This window comes from Cupriavidus sp. GW821-FHT07C08, assembly GCF_059419025.1.
This window is the reverse complement of the sequence record NZ_JBWKQZ010000034.1, coordinates 29,596-50,691: the sequence shown is the minus strand read 5'-3', so window position 1 is coordinate 50,691 and position 21,096 is coordinate 29,596. Positions and strand designations below refer to the sequence as shown.

At 66.9% G+C, this 21,096-nt stretch carries 17 protein-coding genes; 16 read left to right on the top strand and 1 reads right to left on the bottom strand.

The features are described from left to right. Nucleotides 1-5 precede the first annotated feature (5 nt). The 15 genes from gloB to AC07UK_RS31880 all read left to right on the top strand — a co-directional run bounded on the left by gloB (nt 6) and on the right by AC07UK_RS31880 (nt 19,524). Nucleotides 6-806 carry a hydroxyacylglutathione hydrolase gene (gene gloB, locus AC07UK_RS31950; RefSeq protein ID WP_494687310.1) on the top strand — a complete coding sequence of 267 codons (801 nt, stop codon included), beginning with the start codon at nt 6-8 and terminating at the stop codon, nt 804-806. 142 nt (nt 807-948) lie between these two features. After that, nucleotides 949-2,610, top strand: a complete 1,662-nt coding sequence (locus AC07UK_RS31945) for a transglycosylase SLT domain-containing protein (protein ID WP_436222158.1) — start codon at nt 949-951, stop codon at nt 2,608-2,610. A gap of 186 nt (nt 2,611-2,796) precedes the next feature. Next, entirely contained in the window at nt 2,797-4,689 is a 1,893-nt protein-coding gene (locus AC07UK_RS31940) for a propionate--CoA ligase (RefSeq protein WP_436222157.1), read from the top strand. 173 nt (nt 4,690-4,862) lie between these two features. Continuing rightward, nucleotides 4,863-7,217 (top strand): bifunctional salicylyl-CoA 5-hydroxylase/oxidoreductase, encoded by a 2,355-nt coding sequence (locus tag AC07UK_RS31935; RefSeq protein ID WP_494687309.1) that lies wholly within the window; start codon nt 4,863-4,865, stop codon nt 7,215-7,217. Beyond that, nucleotides 7,214-8,017, top strand: a complete 804-nt coding sequence (locus AC07UK_RS31930) for an SDR family NAD(P)-dependent oxidoreductase (RefSeq protein ID WP_436222155.1) — start codon at nt 7,214-7,216, stop codon at nt 8,015-8,017. The genes AC07UK_RS31935 and AC07UK_RS31930 overlap by 4 nt, the downstream gene beginning before the upstream one ends. 35 nt (nt 8,018-8,052) lie before the next feature. After that, nucleotides 8,053-8,904, top strand: a complete 852-nt coding sequence (locus AC07UK_RS31925; RefSeq protein ID WP_436222154.1) for an enoyl-CoA hydratase family protein — start codon at nt 8,053-8,055, stop codon at nt 8,902-8,904. 5 nt (nt 8,905-8,909) lie between these two features. Further along, nucleotides 8,910-10,079 (top strand): acyl-CoA dehydrogenase family protein, encoded by a 1,170-nt coding sequence (locus AC07UK_RS31920; protein WP_494687308.1) that lies wholly within the window; start codon nt 8,910-8,912, stop codon nt 10,077-10,079. A 59-nt stretch (nt 10,080-10,138) separates the two neighbouring features. Next, on the top strand, nt 10,139-11,827 hold the full coding sequence (locus tag AC07UK_RS31915; RefSeq protein ID WP_494687307.1) for an AMP-binding protein: 1,689 nt from the start codon (nt 10,139-10,141) through the stop codon (nt 11,825-11,827). Further along, nucleotides 11,824-12,249 (top strand): acyl-CoA thioesterase, encoded by a 426-nt coding sequence (locus tag AC07UK_RS31910; protein WP_013957295.1) that lies wholly within the window; start codon nt 11,824-11,826, stop codon nt 12,247-12,249. The genes AC07UK_RS31915 and AC07UK_RS31910 overlap by 4 nt, the downstream gene beginning before the upstream one ends. A 48-nt stretch (nt 12,250-12,297) precedes the next feature. After that, nucleotides 12,298-12,708 carry a RidA family protein gene (locus tag AC07UK_RS31905; protein WP_436222151.1) on the top strand — a complete coding sequence of 137 codons (411 nt, stop codon included), beginning with the start codon at nt 12,298-12,300 and terminating at the stop codon, nt 12,706-12,708. A gap of 334 nt (nt 12,709-13,042) precedes the next feature. Continuing rightward, the gene (carA, locus tag AC07UK_RS31900; RefSeq protein WP_436222150.1) at nt 13,043-14,179 is read left to right on the top strand and encodes a glutamine-hydrolyzing carbamoyl-phosphate synthase small subunit; all 1,137 of its coding nucleotides are present in this window, start codon (nt 13,043-13,045) and stop codon (nt 14,177-14,179) included. Between the two features lie 36 nt (nt 14,180-14,215). Then, on the top strand, nt 14,216-14,893 hold the full coding sequence (leuE, locus tag AC07UK_RS31895) for a leucine efflux protein LeuE (protein ID WP_436222149.1): 678 nt from the start codon (nt 14,216-14,218) through the stop codon (nt 14,891-14,893). A gap of 100 nt (nt 14,894-14,993) precedes the next feature. Next, on the top strand, nt 14,994-18,242 hold the full coding sequence (carB, locus tag AC07UK_RS31890) for a carbamoyl-phosphate synthase large subunit (RefSeq protein ID WP_436222148.1): 3,249 nt from the start codon (nt 14,994-14,996) through the stop codon (nt 18,240-18,242). 247 nt (nt 18,243-18,489) lie between these two features. Continuing rightward, the gene (gene greA, locus AC07UK_RS31885) at nt 18,490-18,966 is read left to right on the top strand and encodes a transcription elongation factor GreA (protein ID WP_436222147.1); all 477 of its coding nucleotides are present in this window, start codon (nt 18,490-18,492) and stop codon (nt 18,964-18,966) included. A 54-nt stretch (nt 18,967-19,020) separates the two neighbouring features. Then, complete coding sequence (locus tag AC07UK_RS31880; RefSeq protein ID WP_436222146.1) at nt 19,021-19,524, top strand: DUF4149 domain-containing protein; 504 nt, start codon at nt 19,021-19,023, stop codon at nt 19,522-19,524. 86 nt (nt 19,525-19,610) lie between these two features. Here the strand turns inward: AC07UK_RS31880 and AC07UK_RS31875 are convergent, their stop codons facing one another. Beyond that, nucleotides 19,611-20,114 (bottom strand): YhbY family RNA-binding protein, encoded by a 504-nt coding sequence (locus AC07UK_RS31875; RefSeq protein WP_010814317.1) that lies wholly within the window; start codon nt 20,112-20,114, stop codon nt 19,611-19,613. A gap of 299 nt (nt 20,115-20,413) precedes the next feature. On the opposite strand from AC07UK_RS31875, the gene AC07UK_RS31870 reads away from it, so the two are divergent. Further along, nucleotides 20,414-21,079, top strand: a complete 666-nt coding sequence (locus AC07UK_RS31870) for an RlmE family RNA methyltransferase (RefSeq protein WP_010814316.1) — start codon at nt 20,414-20,416, stop codon at nt 21,077-21,079. Nucleotides 21,080-21,096 lie beyond the last annotated feature (17 nt).

The window sequence follows — 21,096 nt, the reverse complement described above, 5'->3', positions numbered from 1 at the left end:
TGCGCATGTTGAAGGTTGAGCCGATCCCGGCGTTCCAGGATAACTATATCTGGGCCATCCACGACGGGCGTAGCGCCGCCGTGGTCGATCCCGGCGAGGCCGCGCCGGTGGAGCGCTTCCTGGCGCAAAACGGCCTGGCTCTGGGCGCTATTGTAATCACCCATCACCACGGCGATCACCAGGGCGGGGTGGCCGAGCTGCTGGCGGCGCACCCGCGCACGCCGTCGGGCGCGGCGATGCCGGTGCTGGGGCCGGTTGGCGAACGCATTGGCGGACGCACCCAGGCCCTGCGCGAAGGCGATGTCGTGACGCTGGAGACGCCGGCGCTGACGTTGCGCGTGCTGGACGTGCCCGGGCACACCGCCGGCCATATCGCCTATGTGGGCGACTTGGGCGAAGCGGGCCCGGCGGTCTTCTGCGGCGATACCCTGTTTGCCAGCGGCTGCGGGCGTCTGTTTGAAGGCACGCCGGCGCAGATGCTGGAATCGCTCGACAAGCTGGCGGCGCTGCCGGGCGATACCCGCGTCTATTGCGCGCACGAATATACGCGCAGCAATGTGCGCTTTGCGCGGGCAGTGGAACCGGCCAATGCCGCACTGGCCGCGTGGGAGCAGCGGGTCGACGCGCTGCGCGCGGCGGACCAGCCGACGCTGCCGACCACCATCGCCCATGAGCGCGAGGTCAATCCCTTCCTGCGCTCGCGCGAGCCGGCGGTACGGGCGGCGGTGGCGGCGCAGGGCGGGGCCGCCACGGGCGATGCGCAGGCGTTCGGCGCGCTGCGCGGCTGGAAGGACAATTTCCGCTGAACCCTGCCTGGCCTGCCGGGCCTTGCGCCGCAAGGCTTTCCGGCTGCCCGCCGGAGATTGGCTATATGGAAAATCTGATTGACGCGATACGCGGTTTTTTTTAGCATCACGCATCCTTTTGGCGTCACGATTCGAGAACTTAATGAAAATTGGTCGATTACTGGCGGTGGTCGCGTGCGCCGCGCTGCTTGCAGCGTGCGCCAGCACCCCCACGCCGCCTGATGGCGCCTATGGCGCCGCGACCGCCCAGACCGCCAAGCGCCAGGACCCGCTCAATTCGCTCAGCGACAAATCGGCGCTTTCTTCCACGATCAATGTCGACCAGGGAGGCCTGGACTGGCTGCGCGGCCCGTCCAACGACATCTGGGACCGCATCCGGCGCGGCTTTGCCATGCAGGACCTGGAGGGCACGCTGGTCGATGACCGCACCCAGTGGTATGCGCAGCGGCCGGAATACATGGAGCGGATGGTCGGGCGCTCAAGCCGCTACCTGTACCACATCGTAGAAGAGCTGGAACGGCGCAAGATGCCGACCGAGCTGGCGCTGCTGCCGTTCGTCGAGAGCGCGTTCAACCCGCAGGCCCAGTCCACTGCCAAGGCAGCGGGCATGTGGCAGTTCATCCCGAGCACCGGCAGGTCGTACAACCTGAAGCAGAACATGTTCCGCGACGAGCGCCGCGACGTGCTGGCCTCGACCGATGCCGCGCTGGACTACCTGGCGCGGCTTTATGACATGTTCGGCGACTGGCACCTGGCGCTGGCGGCTTACAACTGGGGCGAGGGCGCGGTGTCGCGCGCGATTGCGCGCAACCAGGCGCGCGGGCTGCCGACCGACTATGCCAGCCTGCCCATGCCCAACGAGACGCGCTACTACGTGCCGAAGCTGCAGGCGGTCAAGAACATCATCGCCAACCCGGCCGCGTATAACGTCAAGCTGCCCGAGATCCCGGACCACCCGTACTTTGTCACGGTGACCACCTCGCGCGATATCGACGTGAACCTGGCGGCCAAGCTGGCGGACATGTCGGTGGAGGAGTTCAAGGCGCTCAACCCGTCGTTCAACCGGCCGGTGATCCTGGGCGCGTCCAACCCGCAGATCCTGCTGCCGTTCGATAACGCCGAGCGCTTCCAGTACAACCTGAACACCTACCGCGGCGGGTTGTCGAGCTGGTCGGCGGTGACGGTGGACAGCCGCGAGCGCATCGAAGCGCTGGCGGCACGGCTGAATGTCGACGCCGATACGCTGCGCGAGATCAACAGCATCCCGAAGGGCATGCGCCTGAAGGCAGGCTCGACCGTGATGATTCCGCGCTCGGGCCGCCACGACCAGGATATCAGCGCGACCCTGGCCGACAGCGCCATGCTGGCGATGGAGCCTGACTTGCCGGATGCGCGCCGTGTGGTGGTGCGTGCCAGCCGGCGGGACACCGTCGCCTCGGTGGCGCGGCGCTATGGCGTCTCGGCGGGGCAGGTGCAGTCGTGGAACAAGCTCTCCGGCACCAAGCTGGTCGCCGGACAGAGCCTGGTGCTGATGGTGCCGGTGCGCGGCGCCGGCGCGGTGCGGGCGGCGCGGGCCGAACAGGCTGACCGTGCCGAGCGCGCGGAGCATTCTGAGCGCGCCGAGCGAAGCAGCAAGGGCGGCATCGTGCGGACCTCGGCCAAGGGCAAGGCGGAGCCGCGCAAGCGCATCACCGTCGAGGCCTCGTCGCGGCACACGGCAGCCAAGGCGGCGCGCGAGTCCAAGCCGGGGCCGACCGTCAAGGCGTCGGCCAAGGCCGGCACCAAGGGGGCCAAGGCCCGCTGACGAATGCTGGCGCCGGCTGGTCCGGCGCACGGCGCAAGAAGGGGCGATGCCGTCGGCACGCCCCTTTTTTCATGTGCCGGGCCCCGGCGCCCGCACGCCCCTCTCCGAATCTGTGTCCACGCGCACCCGCGCCGGTGGCAAACTACGGTCATCATCACAATGACCGCAGACGCGGAGGAGACAGACATGACGGCAAGCCATGCCGTGCATGCCCGTTCGCTGGCCGACCCCGAGGGGTTCTGGGCCGAACAGGCGGCGCGCATCGACTGGGAAACCCCGTTCGGCCAGGTGCTCGACAACAGCCGCGCGCCCTTTACGCGCTGGTTCGTCGGCGGGCTCACCAACCTGTGCCACAACGCGGTCGACCGCCACCTGGCGGCCCGCGCCAGCCAGCCAGCGCTGCACTGGGTCTCGACCGAGACCGACCAGGCCCGCACCTATACCTACGCCGAGCTGCACGACGAGGTCAGCCGCATGGCTGCGACCCTGCAGGGCCTGGGCGTACAGAAGGGCGACCGTGTGCTGATCTACATGCCGATGATTCCGGAAGCCGCATTTGCCATGCTGGCGTGCGCGCGCATCGGCGCGATCCATTCGGTGGTGTTCGGCGGCTTTGCCTCGGTCAGCCTGGCCGCGCGCATCGAGGATGCCCGGCCGCGCGTGGTGGTCAGCGCCGACGCCGGCTCGCGCGCCGGCAAAGTGGTGCCCTACAAGCCGCTGCTGGACGAGGCCATCCGGCTCTCGTCGCACCAGCCCGAGAAGGTGCTGCTGGTGGACCGGCAACTGGCGCAAATGCCCCGTGCCGAGGGCCGCGATGAGGACTATGCCGCCTGGCGCGAGCGCGTGGCCGGCGTGCACGTGCCGTGTGTGTGGCTGGAATCGAGCGAGCCGTCGTACGTGCTCTACACCTCCGGCACCACCGGCAAGCCCAAGGGCGTGCAGCGCGATACCGGCGGCTACGCGGTGGCGCTGGCCACTTCGATGGAATACATCTTCTGCGGCAAGCCCGGCGACACCATGTTCACCGCGTCGGACATCGGCTGGGTGGTGGGGCACAGCTATATCGTCTATGGCCCGCTGCTGGCCGGCATGACCACGCTGATGTATGAAGGCACGCCGATCCGCCCGGACGGCGGCATCCTGTGGCGGCTGGTGGAGCAATACAAGGTCAACCTGATGTTCAGCGCGCCGACCGCGATCCGCGTGCTGAAGAAGCAGGACCCGGCCTGGCTCACGCGCTACGACCTGTCCAGCCTGCGGCTGCTGTTCCTGGCCGGCGAGCCGCTGGACGAGCCCACCGCGCGCTGGATCCAGGACGGCCTGGGCAAGCCGGTGGTCGACAACTACTGGCAGACCGAATCCGGCTGGCCGATCCTCGCGATCCAGCGCGGCATCGAGCCGCTGCCGCCCAAGCTGGGCTCGCCCGGCGTGCCGGCCTACGGCTACGACCTGAAGATCGTCGACGAGAACACCGGCGAGGAATGCCCGCCTAACCAGAAGGGTGTGGTCGCCATCGACGGCCCGCTGCCGCCCGGATGCATGAGCACAGTCTGGGGCGACGACGACCGCTTCGTGCGCACCTACTGGCAATCGGTGCCGAACCGGCTGTGCTATTCCACCTTCGACTGGGGCGTGCGCGACGCCGACGGCTACGTCTTTATCCTGGGCCGCACCGACGATGTGATCAACGTGGCCGGCCACCGGCTGGGCACCCGCGAGATCGAGGAAAGCCTGTCGTCCAACGCCGCCGTGGCAGAGGTGGCGGTGGTGGGCGTGCAGGACGCGCTCAAGGGGCAGGTGGCGATGGCCTTCTGCATCGCCCGCGATCCGGCGCGCACGGCCACGGCCGAAGCGCGGCTGGCATTGGAAGGCGAGCTGATGAAGACGGTGGAGCAGCAACTGGGTGCCGTGGCGCGGCCGGCGCGCGTATTCTTTGTCAATGCGCTGCCCAAGACCCGCTCCGGCAAGTTGCTGCGGCGCGCCATGCAGGCAGTGGCCGAAGGGCGCGACCCGGGCGACCTGACCACGATCGAGGACCCGGGTGCGCTGGAACAGTTGCAGGCAGCGCTGAAAGGCTAGATGGCGGGCTGAGGGGCGGGGCGATTCGGGTGCCTTGCGGGGCACTCCGCATCCCACCCTTGCCATTGGCCGTGATGCAGTCTAATATTTGAAGCATAAAATATTTAGACATCATCTAGATGGCGGTGTGGTCCTGGGCAAAGGTGCCCGGCGCAGCCGGCAGGAGGCGACAGATGCGAGTGCTTTGTATTGGTGGTGGCCCGGCAGGGCTGTATTTCGGCCTGTTGATGAAGCTGCAGGATCCGGCCAATGAGGTCATCGTGGTCGAGCGCAACCGGCCCTACGACACTTTCGGCTGGGGCGTGGTGTTCTCTGACGCCACCATGGACAACCTGAAGGAAGCCGACCCGGTCAGCGCCGCCGAGATCAACGCGGCCTTCAATCACTGGGACGATATCGACATCCATATCGGCGGGCGCACCATCCGCTCCGGCGGCCATGGCTTTATCGGCATCGGCCGCAAGCGCCTGCTCAATATCCTGCAGGCGCGCTGCGAGGCGCTGGGCGTGAAGCTGGTGTTCGAGACCGATGTGTCCGACGACCAGGCGCTGGCGATGCAATACCGGGCCGACCTGGTGATCGCCTCGGACGGCCTGAACAGCCGCATCCGCACCCGCTACGCCGACACGTTCCTGCCTGACATCGACACGCGCCAGTGCCGCTTTGTCTGGATGGGCACGCACAAGCTGTTCGACGCCTTCACCTTTGCCTTCGAGAAGACCGAGCACGGCTGGTTCCAGGCGCACGCCTACCGCTTTGACGACACCACCTCGACCTTTATCGTCGAGGCCCCGGAGTCGGTCTGGCGCGCCGCGGGCATCGAGCAGATGAGCCAGGAAGAGGGCGTGGCCTACTGCGAGCGACTGTTCGCGCGCTACCTTGACGGCAACAAGCTGATCACCAATGCGGCGCACCTGCGCGGCTCGGCGATCTGGATCCGCTTTCCCCGTGTGATCTGCCGCCAATGGGTGCATTGGAACACCTTGCCCGACGGCCGCCGCGTGCCGGTGGTGCTGATGGGCGATGCCGCGCACACCGCGCATTTCTCGATCGGTTCGGGCACCAAGCTGGCATTGGAAGATGCCATTGACCTCGCCGAAGAGATCCGTGGCAGGGGTCATGACGGCCTGCCCGATGCACTGTCGCGCTATGAAGCCACGCGCGGCGTGGAAGTGCTGAAGATCCAGAACGCGGCGCGCAACTCGACCGAATGGTTCGAGAACGTCGAGCGCTACGCGGGCAGCCTGCCGCCGGAGCAGTTCGCCTATTCCCTGCTGACGCGCTCGCAGCGCATCTCGCATGAGAACCTGCGCGTGCGCGATGCGCACTATGTGGCGCAGTTCGAGCACTGGCTGGCGCGGCAGGCCGGCGTGCAACCGGAAAGCCTGCAGCTGCGCGAGCACCAGCCGCTGCCGCCGATGTTCACGCCGTTCCGCATGCGCGGCGTCACGCTGAAGAACCGCGTGGTGGTGTCGCCGATGGCGATGTACTCGTGCACCGACGGCGTGCCCGGCGACTTCCACCTGGTCCACCTGGGCTCGCGCGCGCTGGGTGGCGCCGGCATGGTGGTGGCGGAGATGACCTGCGTGTCGCCCGATGCGCGCATCACCCCGGGATGCCCGGGTTTGTGGAACGACGCACAGCGCGACGCCTGGCGCCGCATCGTCGACTTCGTGCATGCCAACAGCGATGCGCGCATCGCCATGCAGATCGGCCACTCGGGCCGCAAGGGTTCGACGCAGCTCGGCTGGGAGGCAATGGACCATCCGCTGCCGGAGGGCAACTGGCCGGTGCTGTCGGCCTCGCCGCTGCCCTACCTGCCGGGCGAATCGCAGACCCCGCGCGAGATGACGCGCGCAGACATGGAGCGTGTGCGCGATGACTTCGTCGCCAGCGCGCGCCGCGCCGCCGAGGCCGGATTCGACTGGCTGGAGCTGCACTGCGCGCACGGCTACCTGCTGTCGAGCTTTATCTCGCCGCTGACCAATACGCGGGAAGATGAATACGGCGGTTCGCTGGCCGCGCGGCTGCGCTACCCGCTGGAGGTGTTTGCCGCGGTGCGTGCGGTGTGGCCGGAACACAAGCCGATGTCGGTGCGCATCTCGGCGCACGACTGGGTCGAAGGCGGCATCACTCCCGACGATGCGATCGAGATCGCACGCGCCTTCAAGGCCGCCGGCGCCGACATGATCGACTGTTCGTCGGGCCAGGTCAGCCCGGACCAGGCCCCGGTCTACGGCCGCATGTACCAGACCCCGTTTGCCGACCGCATCCGCAACGAAGCTGGCATCGCCACCATTGCCGTGGGCGCGATCTTCGAGGCCGATCACGTCGACTCGATCATCGCCGCGGGCCGTGCCGACCTGTGCGCGATCGCGCGGCCGCACCTGGCCAACCCGGCCTGGACGCTGCAGGAAGCGGCGCGCATCGGCTATCGCGATATCGCCTGGCCCAAGCAGTACCAGGCCGGCAAGCGGCAACTGGAAACCAACCTGGAACGCGCCGCGGCGCAGGAGAAGCAGGGATGACGGACAGCACGGGTTCACTGTCAGGGCGCCACGCGCTGGTCACCGGCGGCGGGCGCGGCATCGGCGCGGCAATCGCGCGCCGGCTGCTGGCCGACGGCGCCAGCGTGACGCTGCTGGGCCGCGATGCCGGCGCGTTGCAGGCGACTGTGCAAGCGCTGCGTGAGCTTGCCCCCGCACGCGCCGTGGTCTCCTTCGTCACGGCCGATATCGCCGATGCCGGCAGCGTGGCGCGCGCCTTTGCCGCCGCCGCCGAGCAGGCCGGCCCGGTGTCGATGCTGGTCAACAACGCCGGCCAGGCGCACAGCGCACCGTTCCTGAAGACCGATGCCGCGCTGTGGCAGCGCATGCTGGACGTGAACCTGACCGGCACCTTCCTGTGCACGCAGGCGGCGCTGCCGGCGATGCTCGACGCGGGCTGGGGCCGTATCGTCAATGTGGCGAGCACGGCCGGCCTGATCGGCTATGGCTATGTCAGTGCCTATTGCGCGGCCAAGCATGGGGTGATCGGCCTGACGCGCGCGCTGGCGCTGGAAACCGCGGCCAAGGGCGTGACCGTCAACGCGGTCTGCCCCGGCTATACCGAAACCGACATCGTGCGCGACGCGGTGGCCAATATCGTCGGCAAGACCGGCCGCACCGAGGAACAGGCGCGCGCCGAGCTGGCCGCACGCAATCCGCAACGGCGGCTGGTGCAGCCCGAGGAAGTGGCCGACGCGGTGGCCTGGCTGTGCCAGCCATCTGCGGCCGCGATTACCGGCCAGGCGATCCCCGTCGCCGGCGGCGAAGTGATGGCGGGCTGAACCTCACCGACTGCAACAGACAACGAGAGAAACCCATGACAGAGATCGCACTCGACATGCGCCACCACAAGCGCAGCTTTGCCGGCTATCAGCCGAAGCACTTCCTGTGGTCAGTGTCCGGCGACGGCAAGGTCGGCACCGTGACGCTGAACCGGCCGGAGCGCAAGAACCCGCTGACTTTCGATTCCTATGCCGAGCTGCGCGACCTGTTCCGCGGCCTGTGCTATGCCAGCGACATCAAGGCGGTGGTGGTGACGGGCGCCGGCGGCAACTACTGCTCGGGCGGCGACGTGCACGAGATCATCGGGCCTCTCACGCGCATGACCATGCCTGAGCTGCTCGACTTCACGCGCATGACCGGCGATCTGGTCAAGGCCATGCGCGCCTGCCCGCAGCCGGTGGTCAGCGCGGTCGACGGCATCTGCGCCGGTGCCGGCGCGATGATGGCGCTGGCTTCCGACATGCGCCTGGGCACGGCGCAGGCCAAGACCGCGTTCCTGTTCACGCGCGTCGGCCTGGCCGGCGCCGACATGGGCGCGTGCACGCTGCTGCCGCGCGTGATCGGGCAGGGGCGTGCCAGCGAACTGCTCTACACCGGCCGTTCGATGAGCGCGGAAGAGGGCCTGCAGTGGGGCTTCTTCAATGCGCTGCATCCGTCCGAAGCGGTGCTGGCCCAGGCGCAGGTGCTGGCCGCGCAACTGGCCGCCGGCCCGACCTTTGCACACGGCGTGACCAAGAAGCTGCTGCACCAGGAATGGAATATGGGGGTGGACGAGGCCATCGAGGCCGAGGCCGAGGCCCAGGCCATCTGCATGCAGACCCGCGACTTCCGCCGCGCCTACGAGGCCTTCGTCGCCAAGACGAAGCCGGTGTTCGAGGGGGACTGAGCGCCATGTCCGACAAGACCTATCTCGACCTGCCGCTGTTCGACGACGCGCACCGCACACTGGAGCGCGAACTGGACGCCTGGTGCGCGCAATACCTCCATGTCGACCACAGCGATACCGACGCCGCCTGCCGCGCGCTGGTGCGCCAGCTGGGCGAGGCCGGCTGGCTGCGCTACTGCGTGCCGGCCGCGCACGGCGGCGCGCTGCCGGCGCTGGATTCGCGCTCGCTGTGCCTGCTGCGCGAGACCCTGGCGCGCCATGACGGCCTGGCCGATTTTGCCTTTGCCATGCAGGGGCTGGGCTCGGGCGCGATCTCGCTGGCCGGCAGCGCTGCGCTGCGCGCGCATTACCTGCCGCGCGTGGCCCGCGGCGAGGCGATTGCCGCGTTTGCACTGTCCGAGCCGGAGGCCGGTTCCGATGTGGCCGCCATGCAGTGCAGCGCACGGCTGTCGGACGACGGCAGCCACTATGTGATCGACGGCGCCAAGACTTGGATTTCGAACGGCGGCATTGCCGACTTCTACTGCGTGTTCGTGCGCACCGGCGAGGCGCCGGGCGCACGCGGCATCTCCGCCTTCGTGGTGGATGCGGATACGCCAGGCCTGACCATCGCCGAGCGCATCGACGTGATGGCGCCGCACCCGCTCGCCACGCTGCGTTTCGACAACTGCCGCGTGCCCGTGGGCAACCGGCTGGGCGAAGCGGGGCAGGGCTTCAAGGTGGCGATGATGACGCTCGACATCTTCCGTGCCTCGGTTGCGGCGGCGGCGCTGGGCTTTGGCCGCGCCGCGCTGGACGATGCACTGGCGCGCGCCTGCGCGCGTCCGATGTTCGGCGGCGTGCTGGCCGACCTGCAGTTGACCCAGGCCGCCATCGGCGACATGGCCACCGCGATCGACGCCGCGGCGCTGCTGACCTACCGTGCGGCCTGGCTGCGCGACGTCAAGGGCCAGCGCACCACGCGCGAGGCGGCCATGGCCAAGATGGTGGCGACCGAGAACGCGCAGCAGGTGATCGACCGTGCGGTGCAGATGTTCGGTGGACTTGGGGTCAAGGTGGGCACGCGGGTGGAAAGCCTGTACCGCGAGATCCGCTCGCTGCGCATCTATGAAGGCGCCACCGAAGTGCAGAAGCTGATCATTGCGCGCGAGACGCTGGCCGGGCGCAAAGCCTGACGCGCCCGCGAGCTACCCACGAACTGCCGTACCGATACAGAGCAGACAGGAGACAAGCCATGGCGACCACAGCTCACCTCGATACCTTCGCGCGCGACCGCCTGCCGCCGCCCGAAATGTGGCCGGTGTTCCGCTTCAATGCCGATACCGACTACCCGGAGCGGATGAATGCCGCGGTGGAGCTTCTAGACCGCCACGTGCGCGAAGGCCGCGGCGAGCGCATCGCCATCCGCCATCGCCGCGACGGACAGGTCGAGACGGTCACGTATGCGCAGCTGGCGGCGCTGGTGAACCGCATCGCCCATGTGCTGGTCGAGGACATGCCGCTGGTGCCCGGCAGCCGCGTGCTGCTGCGCGGGCCCAACAACCTGATGATGGCCGCCAGCTGGCTGGCCACGCTCAAGGCGGGCATGGTCGCGGTGCCGACCATGCCGCTGCTGCGCGCCAAGGAACTGAAGCAGATCATCGACAAGGCCCAGGTCGGTGCCGCGCTGTGCGATGCGCGGCTGCGCGAGGAGCTCGATGCCAACCAGCAGGCGGGCGGCGAATTCCACTGCCCGAGCCTGGCGCGCACGCTGTACTTCAACGGTGAAGGCGAGGGTTCGCTGGAGGCGGCGATGGCGGGCAAGCCAGATGCCTTCGCGGCCTGCGACACCGCCAGCGACGACGTCTGCCTGATCGCCTTTACCAGCGGCACCACCGGCCAGCCCAAGGGCACCATGCATTTCCATCGCGACGTGCTGGCGATGTGCGACCTGTTCCCGCGTCACGTGCTGCGCCCGCAGCCCGACGACGTGTTCTGCGGCACGCCGCCGATCGCGTTCACCTTCGGGCTGGGCGGCATGCTGTGTTTTCCGCTGCGCATCGGCGCCAGCACGGTGCTGGCCGAGAAGCTGACGCCAGAGACGCTGCTCGGGCTGATCCAGGATTTCCGCGCCACCATCGTCTTTACCGCGCCCACCTTCTACCGGCAGATGGCAGCGCTGGCGCCGCGCTATGACCTGTCCAGCCTGAAGAAGAGCGTGTCGGCCGGGGAAGCCCTGCCGGACGCCACGCGCCAGAGCTGGAAGGCGGCCACCGGCATCGAGATGACCGACGGCATCGGCGGCACGGAGATGATGCATATCTTTATCTCCAGCGCCGGCGCCGAGGTCAGGCCGGGCGCGATCGGGCGCGTGGTGCCGGGCTATGTCGCGCAGATTGTCGACGAGAACATGCAGCCCTTGCCGCCGGGACAGGTCGGCAAGCTGGCGGTGCAGGGGCCGACCGGCTGCCGCTACCTGGACGATCCGCGCCAGTCCAACTATGTGAAGGCGGGCTGGAACCTGCCGGGCGATACCTTTTTCATCGACGAGGACGGCTACTACTTCTACCAGGCGCGTTCGGACGACATGATCATCTCGGCCGGCTACAACATCGCCGGGCCGGAGGTGGAAAGCGCACTGATGCAGCACGAGGCAGTGGCCGAATGCGGTGTGGTCGGCGCGCCCGACGACGGGCGCGGCCAGGTGGTGATGGCCTATGTGGTGCTGCGCGAGGGCGTGGCGGCCGACGACGCTACCCGCACCGCGCTGCAGGACTACGTGAAGCGCCAGATCGCACCCTACAAGTATCCGCGCCGCATTGTGTTCGTGCCGGCGCTGCCACGCACCGAGACCGGTAAGCTGCAGCGCTTCCGGCTGCGGCAGATGGCGGAGCAGGGCAATGGCGGTGGCAATGGCGGCACCAACCAGGCGGGGAAGCCATGAGCCCCGTGTTCCGCAGCACCGTCCTGGTGCGCTTCAAGCACTGCGACGCCGCGGGCATCGTGTTCTACCCGCGCTATTTTGAGATGCTCAACGACCTGATCGAAGACTGGTTCAGCGAGGCGTTGGGCTGGCCCTTCGATGCCATGCATGGCGAGGGCCACGCGGGCGTGCCGACCGCCGAGCTGGAGTGCCGCTTCCTGGCGCCGAGCCGGCTGGGCGAGGTGCTGACGCGGGAGCTGCGCGTGCTGAAGCTGGGCCAGTCCAGCTTTACCCTCGCGATCCGCTTCGCCGGCCCGCATGACGATACCCGCATGGAAGTGACGCAGCGGCTGGTCTGCGTCGATACCGGCTCGATTGCTCCGCAGCCGTTGCCCGATGCCGTGCGCGAGGCCATGTCGTCCTATCTGGTCGCGACGGCCTGAATCCCGGAATTCCATCCACTCATACAGATATCAACAGGAAAACGCATCATGAACATCCTGCAGCCGCCCGAATGGGCGCCCCCGCGTGGCTACGCCAACGGCACCATGACCGAAATGCAGGTCGGCAGCCGCCTACTCTTTGTCAGCGGCCAGATCGGCTGGACCGGCAAATGTGAATTCGAGACCGACGACTTCGGCCTGCAGGTGGCGCAGGCGCTGCGCAACGTGGTTGCCGTACTGGCGGCCGGCGACGCGCTGCCTGAGCATATCGTGCGCATGACCTGGTATGTGAAGGACAAGGCGGAATATGTCGGCGCCTACGGGGCGATCGGCCAGCACTACCGGGCCATCATCGGCCGCCACTTCCCGGCGATGACGGCGGTCGAGGTCGCGGACCTGGTGGAGCCGCGCGCCAAGGTGGAAATCGAGGTCACGGCGGTCGTGCCGCCGCAGGCGTAACGTAGCAGGCGCAGGCCGGGACACCGGCCGGCGGCGTGGCGGTGCCGCCCGCTGCCGCGTGCAAGTCCTTGAAAACTTGAGAAAATGGGTGGCGCGGGATATAATTCGAAAGTTTCGCTTTCAGAACCCTTCACCCTAGCGCCTACCGCTTTCCACCTTCCGCCGCCCCCATCCGCGCCGCCTTTGCTGTCCGCATTCAATGTGACGCAAGAAGCAGGTCGCGACCGGATCCGACCGCATCGGCGCAACGCCGCTGCCGCCGTCACGGATCCAGCCTGGGAGGCACGAGGCGTCGATTGGTCGGTCACGGGGTGAGTCCAGCAGGAGCCTACCCGTGTTACCGTCTTTTCCGTCCGCCATTCTCGCGCTAGCAGACGGCACGGTCTTTCGTGGCTATTCCATTGGCGCTTCCGGCCATACCATCGGTGAAGTGGTGTTCAACACCGCCATCACCGGTTACCAGGAAATCCTCACCGACCCGAGTTACTCCCGGCAGATCGTCACGCTGACGTATCCGCATATCGGTAACTACGGGGTCAATCCTGAGGATGTCGAAGCCACGAAAGTCCATGCCGCCGGCCTGATCATCAAGGATCTGCCGATCCTGGCCTCGAACTTCCGCAAGGAGCACACCCTTGCCCACTACCTGAAGCAGGAAAAGGTGGTGGCCATCGCCGGCATCGATACGCGCAAGCTGACGCGTATCCTGCGCGAAAAGGGTGCCCAGAACGGCTGCATCCTGGCCGGCGAAGACAATGTCCAGAAGGCCATCGACCTGGCCCGCTCGTTCCCCGGCCTGGCCGGCATGGACCTGGCCAAGGTGGTCTCGGTCAAGGAACCGTACGAGTGGACCCAGTCCGAGTGGAAGCTGGGCGAAGGCTACGGCAAGCAGGACAAGCCGCAGTTCCACGTGGTCGCCTATGACTACGGCGTCAAGTACAACATCCTGCGCATGCTGGCCGAGCGCGGCTGCAAGGTGACGGTGCTGCCCGCGCAGGCGAGTGCCGCCGACGCGCTGGCGCTGAATCCGGACGGCGTGTTCCTGTCCAACGGCCCCGGCGACCCCGAGCCGTGCGACTACGCCATCGCCGCCACGCGCGAGTTCATCGAGCGCGGCATCCCGACCTTCGGCATCTGCCTGGGCCACCAGATCATGGCCCTGGCGGTCGGCGCCAAGACCCTGAAGATGAAGTTCGGCCACCACGGCGCCAACCACCCGGTCAAGGACCTGGACGACGGCCGCGTGGTGATCACGTCGCAGAACCATGGCTTCGCGGTGGACGCGGACACGCTGCCGTCGAACGTGCGCGTGACGCACAAGTCGCTGTTCGACGGTTCGCTGCAGGGTTTCACGCTGACCGACAAGCCGGCCTTCTGCTTCCAGGGTCACCCGGAAGCCTCGCCCGGCCCGAACGACGTGGCTTACCTGTTCGACCGCTTTATCCAGCTGATGTCCGACGCGCGCAAGTAAGCGCAGCCGGGAACAGCGCAGACACAGGGACATCCCATGAACGCCTTCATGCATACCGCTTTCGGCATCACCGATTTCTGGACCTATGTGCTGGGCACGATCTTTATCGTGCTGCTGCCGGGGCCGAACTCGATGTATGTGCTGTCGGTGGCGGCGCAGCGCGGCGTGCGTGCCGGCTACAAGGGCGCATGCGGGGTGTTCCTGGGTGACTTCGTGCTGATGGTGCTGTCGGCGGCGGGCGTGGCCTCGCTGCTCAAGGCCAGCCCGGCGCTGTTCTACGTGGTGAAGTACATCGGCGCGGCCTACCTGGCGTGGATCGGCTTCAACATGCTGCGCGGCGCGGTGCGCAACTGGGCCGCGCGCGGCGATGCGGCCGTGGCCGCGACCGTGCCGGCGGGCACGGCCGACCAGTCCGATCCGTTCCGCAAGGCGCTGCTGATCAGCCTGCTGAACCCGAAGGCGATCCTGTTCTTCATCTCGTTCTTTATCCAGTTCGTCGACCCGGCCTTCGCTTACCCGGTGCTGTCGTTCGCCGTGCTGGGCGTGGTCTGCCAGATCTGCAGCTTCGCCTACCTGACCACGATCATCTTCGTGGGCGCGAAGCTGGCCGACGCGTTCCGGCGCCGCCGGCGCCTGTCGGCCGGCATGTCGAGCGGGGTGGGGGCGATGTTCATCGGTTTCGGCGCCAAGCTGGCGACGGCCACCATGAACTAGGCGCGGCGGCGGACAAGCTGACATTTTCGAATCCGGACGGATTCCCTGATTACCGGCGCGGCCCGCATGCAAGCGGGCCGGCCAACAAAGAGAGCGTGCAATGCCAAAACGCACAGACATCAAGAGCATCCTGATCATCGGCGCGGGCCCCATCATCATCGGCCAGGCGTGCGAGTTCGACTACTCCGGCGCCCAGGCCTGCAAGGCGCTGCGCGAGGAAGGCTTCAAGGTCATCCTGGTCAATTCGAACCCGGCGACCATCATGACCGATCCCAACACGGCCGATGTGACCTACATCGAGCCGATCACCTGGGAAGTGGTCGAGCGCATCATCCAGAAGGAGCGCCCGGACGCGATCCTGCCGACCATGGGCGGCCAGACCGCGCTGAACTGCGCGCTGGACCTGTATCGCCACGGCGTGCTGGAGAAGTACAAGGTCGAGCTGATCGGCGCGTCGCCGGAAGCCATCGACAAGGCCGAGGACCGCCAGAAGTTCAAGGACGCCATGACCAAGATCGGTCTGGGTTCGGCCAAGTCGGGCATTGCCCACTCGATGGACGAAGCCATGGCCGTGCAGTCGCGCATTGCCCAGGAAACCGGCAGCGGCGGCTACCCGATCGTGATCCGCCCGTCGTTCACGCTGGGCGGCAGCGGCGGCGGCATCGCCTACAACCGCGAAGAGTTCGAAGAGATCTGCAAGCGCGGCCTGGACCTGTCGCCGACGCGCGAGCTGCTGATCGAAGAGTCGCTGCTGGGCTGGAAAGAGTATGAGATGGAAGTGGTCCGCGACAAGAAGGACAACTGCATCATCATCTGCTCGATCGAGAACCTGGACCCGATGGGCATCCACACCGGCGACTCGATCACCGTGGCCCCGGCCCAGACCCTGACCGACAAGGAATACCAGATCCTGCGCAACGCGTCGCTGGCGGTGCTGCGCGAGATCGGCGTCGACACCGGCGGCTCCAACGTGCAGTTCTCGATCAACCCGAAGGACGGTCGCATGATCGTCATCGAGATGAACCCGCGCGTGTCGCGTTCGTCGGCGCTGGCTTCCAAGGCCACCGGCTTCCCGATCGCCAAGGTCGCGGCCAAGCTGGCCGTGGGCTACACGCTGGACGAGCTGAAGAACGAGATCACCGGCGGCGCGACCCCGGCTTCGTTCGAGCCGTCGATCGACTACGTGGTCACCAAGGTGCCGCGTTTCGCGTTTGAGAAATTCCCGCAGGCCGACAGCCACCTGACCACCCAGATGAAGTCGGTGGGCGAGGTGATGGCCATGGGCCGCACCTTCCAGGAATCGTTCCAGAAGGCACTGCGCGGCCTGGAAGTGGGCGTGGACGGCCTGGATGAAAAGTCGTCGGACCGTGATGAAGTTGTCGAGGAAATCGGCGAAGCCGGCCCCGACCGCATCTGGTACGTGGGCGACGCGTTCCGCCTGGGCATGTCGCTGGAAGAGGTCTATGCCGAGACCGACATCGACCCCTGGTTCCTGGCCCAGATCGAAGACATCATCAAGACCGAAGGCCTGGTCAAGGCGCGCACGCTGGACAGCCTGTCGACCGCCGAGCTGCGCTTCCTGAAGCAGAAGGGCTTCTCCGATCGCCGCCTGGCCAGGCTGCTGAAGACCGACGCCAAGGCCGTGCGCGAGGCGCGCATCGCCCAGAACGTGCGCCCGGTCTACAAGCGCGTGGACACCTGCGCGGCCGAGTTCGCCACCAACACCGCCTACATGTACTCGACCTACGAGGCCGAGCATGGCGAGTGCGAGGCGCAGCCGACCGACAAGAAGAAGATCATGGTGCTGGGCGGCGGCCCGAACCGGATCGGCCAGGGCATCGAGTTCGACTACTGCTGCGTGCACGCCGCTCTGGCGCTGCGCGAAGACGGGTACGAGACCATCATGGTCAACTGCAACCCGGAAACCGTGTCGACCGACTATGACACCTCGGACCGCCTGTACTTCGAGCCGCTGACGCTGGAAGACGTGCTGGAAATCGTCGCGATCGAGAAACCGGTCGGCGTGATCGTGCAGTACGGCGGCCAGACCCCGCTGAAGCTGGCGCTGGACCTGGAAGCCAATGGCGTGCCCATCATTGGCACCAGCCCCGACATGATCGATGCGGCCGAAGACCGCGAGCGCTTCCAGAAGCTGCTGCAGGAGCTGGGCCTGCGCCAGCCGCCCAACCGCACCGCGCGTGCCGAGGACGAAGCGCTGCGCCTGGCCGAAGAGATCGGCTACCCGCTGGTGGTGCGCCCGTCGTACGTGCTGGGCGGCCGCGCCATGGAAATCGTGCATGAGCCGCGCGACCTCGAGCGCTACATGCGCGAGGCCGTCAAGGTCTCGAACGATTCCCCGGTGCTGCTGGACCGCTTCCTGAACGACGCCATCGAGTGCGATGTCGATGCGATCTCCGACGGCAAGCGCGTCTTCATCGGCGGCGTGATGGAGCACATCGAGCAGGCTGGCGTGCACTCGGGCGACTCCGCCTGCTCGCTGCCGCCGTACTCGCTGTCGGCCGAGACCGTGGCCGAACTGAAGCGCCAGACCGCCGCCATGGCCCGCGCCCTGAACGTGGTCGGCCTGATGAACGTGCAGTTCGCGATCCAGCAGAACGACGGCGTCGATACCGTCTACGTGCTGGAAGTGAATCCGCGCGCCTCGCGTACCGTGCCGTACGTGTCCAAGGCCACCGGCCTGCAGCTGGCCAAGATCGCCGCGCGCTGCATGGCCGGCCAGTCGCTGGACGAGCAGGGCATCGGCGAAGAAGTCATCCCGCCGTACTACAGCGTCAAGGAAGCGGTGTTCCCGTTCAACAAGTTCCCGGGCGTCGATCCGGTGCTCGGACCTGAAATGCGTTCGACCGGTGAAGTGATGGGCGTGGGCAAGGCCTTCGGCGAGGCGCTGTTCAAGAGCCAGCTGGCCGCGGGTTCGCGCCTGCCGGAGAAAGGCACCGTGCTGATCACCGTGAAGGACAGCGACAAGCCGCGCGCAGTCGGCGTGGCCCGCATGCTGCACGACATGGGCTACCCGATCGTTGCCACCCGCGGCACCGCGTCGGCCATCGAGGCCGCCGGTATCCCGGTCAAGACGGTCAACAAGGTCAAGGACGGCCGTCCGCATATCGTGGACATGATCAAGAACGGCGAACTGGCGCTGGTGTTCACCACCGTGGACGAGACCCGCACCGCGATTGCCGATTCGCGCTCGATCCGTACCTCGGCGCTGGCCCACCGCATTCCTTACTACACCACCATCGCCGGCGCCCGCGCCGCGGTGGAGGGCCTGAAGCACATGCAGAGCCTGGAGGTCTACGACCTGCAGAGCCTGCACGCTTCGCTGGCCTGAAGCCCCGTACGTAAGGCAAGCGGCACATCGCCGCTGACGGGCGCATTGCGCCCGGTCAAGGCCAGGAAGCCCGCCGGAGTTGCTGCCGGCGGGTTTCCTGGCCTAAACTACGTCAAATTCGTCGATCGATGCGGCGTGCCCGCATTCGGTCCTGTCTGAAAGCCGCGGTTGAGCGGAAGTGCCCTGGCAGCATTGGCCAGGGATGGCTCCAGCTCCGCTGCGGCTCATTTTTTTGTTGAACGAAGACATGAGCACCATTCCGATTACCAAGCGTGGCGCAGAGCTCCTGAAGGAGGAGCTGCAGCGCCTGAAGGCTGTCGAGCGTCCGGCGGTGATCAATGCGATCTCGGAAGCCCGCGCACAGGGCGACCTGTCTGAAAACGCCGAATACGACGCCGCCAAGGAAAAGCAAGCCTTTATCGAAGGCCGCATCCTGGAAGTGGAGGCCAAGCTGTCGACCGCGCAGGTCATCGACCCGACCCAGCTGGACACCGACGGCCGCATCGTCTTCGGCGCGACCGTTGACCTGGAGGACCTGGAGTCCGGCAGTCCCGTCAGCTACCAGATCGTGGGCGATGACGAGGCCGACATCGACGTCGGCAAGATCTCGGTCAGCTCGCCCATCGCGCGCGCGCTGATCGGCAAGTTCGAAGGCGACGTCGCAACCGTGCTGGCCCCTGGTGGCGAGCGCGAGTACGAAGTCATTACCGTACGCTATATCTGACGCCGGCCCGGCCGGCAGGCTTGCACCTGCCCCGGCCCCCGGAAAGACCGGCACGTGTTCTCCAATTCCTATAACAATCTGCCGCCGCTGCCGCACCGCATCTTCCTGCTGCTGACGGTGGCGTGGGCGGGCAGCCTCTGGACCGTCGGCTACATGGTGGCGCCGACGCTGTTTTCGGTGCTGCCCAGCCGCGAGATGGCGGGCATGATCGCCGGGCACCTGTTCCATACTGAAGCCATCGTCGGGGTCACCATCGGCGTGTTGCAGCTGGTGCTGTGCAACGTGATGATCCGGCGCGGCGCCCACCGCTATCGCGGCCTGCGCTGGCTGGTGCTGGGCATGCTGTGCTGCGTGCTGGCGGGCTACTTCGGCACCCAGCCGTTCATGGCCGGCCTGAAGGAAAAGGCGCTGGCGTTGGGTGTCGGTGTTTCGGAATCGCCTTACAAGGCGCAGTTCGGCATGCTGCATGGCGTGTCGAGCGCCTTCTACCTGCTGCAAAGCCTGCTGGCGCTGGTGCTGGTGTGGCGCGCTTCGGCGCCGCGTTCGGCCGGGGAGTGAGACCGGCCGCCGGCACGGCCACAGGCGTGGCGTGCCGGCTTCGGGGGCGCCTGGCGGCGACCCCGTCATGCTTCAGCTGGCAGTGTTTAGCCCAGCGCCTTCTTCTTCTGGCTGGTCGGGCGTGCGCGCGAACGCTTCACATTGCCGCCGGCGGTGACGCGCTCGTTGCCAAGCACCGTGACTTCCTTGCGGGTCGGACGGCGGTTCGGCGCAGCGCTGGGCTTCTTGACCGTCACCGTGCGCGGGGCCGCGCCACCACGGCGGGCGGGGGTGTGGCGGCCCAGGTCTTCGGCCTGGTTTTCCTTCAGGCGTGCTTCGCCCGGACGCCAGACCACCAGCAGCTTGCCGATATGCTGGATCGGCGCGGCGCTGAGCTGGTCGCAGATTTCCTCGTAGATGGCGATGCGCGCATCGCGATCGTCGCCGAATACGCGGATCTTGATCAGGTCGTGGGCGGCCAGGCTGCGGTCGATCTCGGCCAGTACGGCACGGGTCAGGCCTTCGGCGCCGACCATCACGACCGGGTTCAGGGCATGGGCACGGGAGCGCAGGTCAGAGCGCTGGGCAGGGACTAGTTGTAGAGCGGGCATAGGTTGGCGCTGATTATTAGGCGCTTGAAATAGTGATAGAGCGCTGGGCGCTGGAAATCGGGCGCTGCAGCCCGCGCCGGTCGTGACACGGCGGGTCGGGCAAGGACAGGCTGCCGACGGCCGCCCCGGGGGGCGGCAAGCCGGCAGCTGATAAGGCGAGCCGGCGGTCGGGATGCGGATTGGCGCGTATTATCCGTCAATCCGGCACTGTCGGGCAGCAAAATCATCAAAACAGTAGGAAAACCTTCGCGGATGGCATTGACCGGCGGGCGGGGGCAGGGAACAGGCTGGTAACTGGCATGGCAAAAAACAAGTTCAATCATTCGTGGCTGCACGACCACATCAACGATCCGTACGTGAAAATGGCGCAGCGTGAGGGCTATCGCGCCCGCGCGGCCTACAAGCTCAAGGAGATCGACGAGCAGGACAAGCTGATCCGCCCGGGGCAGGTGATCGTCGACCTGGGCGCGGCGCCCGGCAGCTGGAGCCAGTATGCCCGCAACAAGCTGGCGGACTCGCCCCGGGCCAAGGACGGCAGGATCGATGGCGCCGTGGTCGCGATCGACCTGCTGCCGATGGAACCTGTCGCCGACGTCACTTTCATCCAGGGTGACTTCCGCGAGGAATCAGTCTTCCGCGAACTGGAAAGCGTGGTGCTGGACGCCTCCGGCGGTAACAAGATTGACCTTGTTTTGTCCGACATGGCCCCCAATTTGTCCGGTGTAGCCTTCGCCGATGCAGCACGGATCGAGTACCTGTGCGACCTGGCGCTGGAATTTGCGCAGGCCCACCTTAAGCCGGAGGGGGCATTGCTGGTAAAGTGCTTCCACGGGAGCGGCTACAGCCAGATCGTGGAGAAGTTCAAGCGGCATTTCAAAGTGGTTGCGAAACGCAAGCCCAAGGCGTCTCGCGACAAGTCTTCCGAAACCTTTATCCTTGGGCGCTACCTCAAGGCAGTGGATTGACCGGTCTCGATACAAGC

Coding starts and splice junctions, on each gene's coding strand:
- gloB (WP_494687310.1), top strand. CDS start 6: ATGTTGAAGGTTGAGCCGATCCCGGCGTTCCAGGATAACTATATCTGG.
- AC07UK_RS31945 (WP_436222158.1), top strand. CDS start 949: ATGAAAATTGGTCGATTACTGGCGGTGGTCGCGTGCGCCGCGCTGCTT.
- AC07UK_RS31940 (WP_436222157.1), top strand. CDS start 2,797: ATGACGGCAAGCCATGCCGTGCATGCCCGTTCGCTGGCCGACCCCGAG.
- AC07UK_RS31935 (WP_494687309.1), top strand. CDS start 4,863: ATGCGAGTGCTTTGTATTGGTGGTGGCCCGGCAGGGCTGTATTTCGGC.
- AC07UK_RS31930 (WP_436222155.1), top strand. CDS start 7,214: ATGACGGACAGCACGGGTTCACTGTCAGGGCGCCACGCGCTGGTCACC.
- AC07UK_RS31925 (WP_436222154.1), top strand. CDS start 8,053: ATGACAGAGATCGCACTCGACATGCGCCACCACAAGCGCAGCTTTGCC.
- AC07UK_RS31920 (WP_494687308.1), top strand. CDS start 8,910: ATGTCCGACAAGACCTATCTCGACCTGCCGCTGTTCGACGACGCGCAC.
- AC07UK_RS31915 (WP_494687307.1), top strand. CDS start 10,139: ATGGCGACCACAGCTCACCTCGATACCTTCGCGCGCGACCGCCTGCCG.
- AC07UK_RS31910 (WP_013957295.1), top strand. CDS start 11,824: ATGAGCCCCGTGTTCCGCAGCACCGTCCTGGTGCGCTTCAAGCACTGC.
- AC07UK_RS31905 (WP_436222151.1), top strand. CDS start 12,298: ATGAACATCCTGCAGCCGCCCGAATGGGCGCCCCCGCGTGGCTACGCC.
- leuE (WP_436222149.1), top strand. CDS start 14,216: ATGAACGCCTTCATGCATACCGCTTTCGGCATCACCGATTTCTGGACC.
- carB (WP_436222148.1), top strand. CDS start 14,994: ATGCCAAAACGCACAGACATCAAGAGCATCCTGATCATCGGCGCGGGC.
- greA (WP_436222147.1), top strand. CDS start 18,490: ATGAGCACCATTCCGATTACCAAGCGTGGCGCAGAGCTCCTGAAGGAG.
- AC07UK_RS31875 (WP_010814317.1), bottom strand. CDS start 20,114: ATGCCCGCTCTACAACTAGTCCCTGCCCAGCGCTCTGACCTGCGCTCC.
- AC07UK_RS31870 (WP_010814316.1), top strand. CDS start 20,414: ATGGCAAAAAACAAGTTCAATCATTCGTGGCTGCACGACCACATCAAC.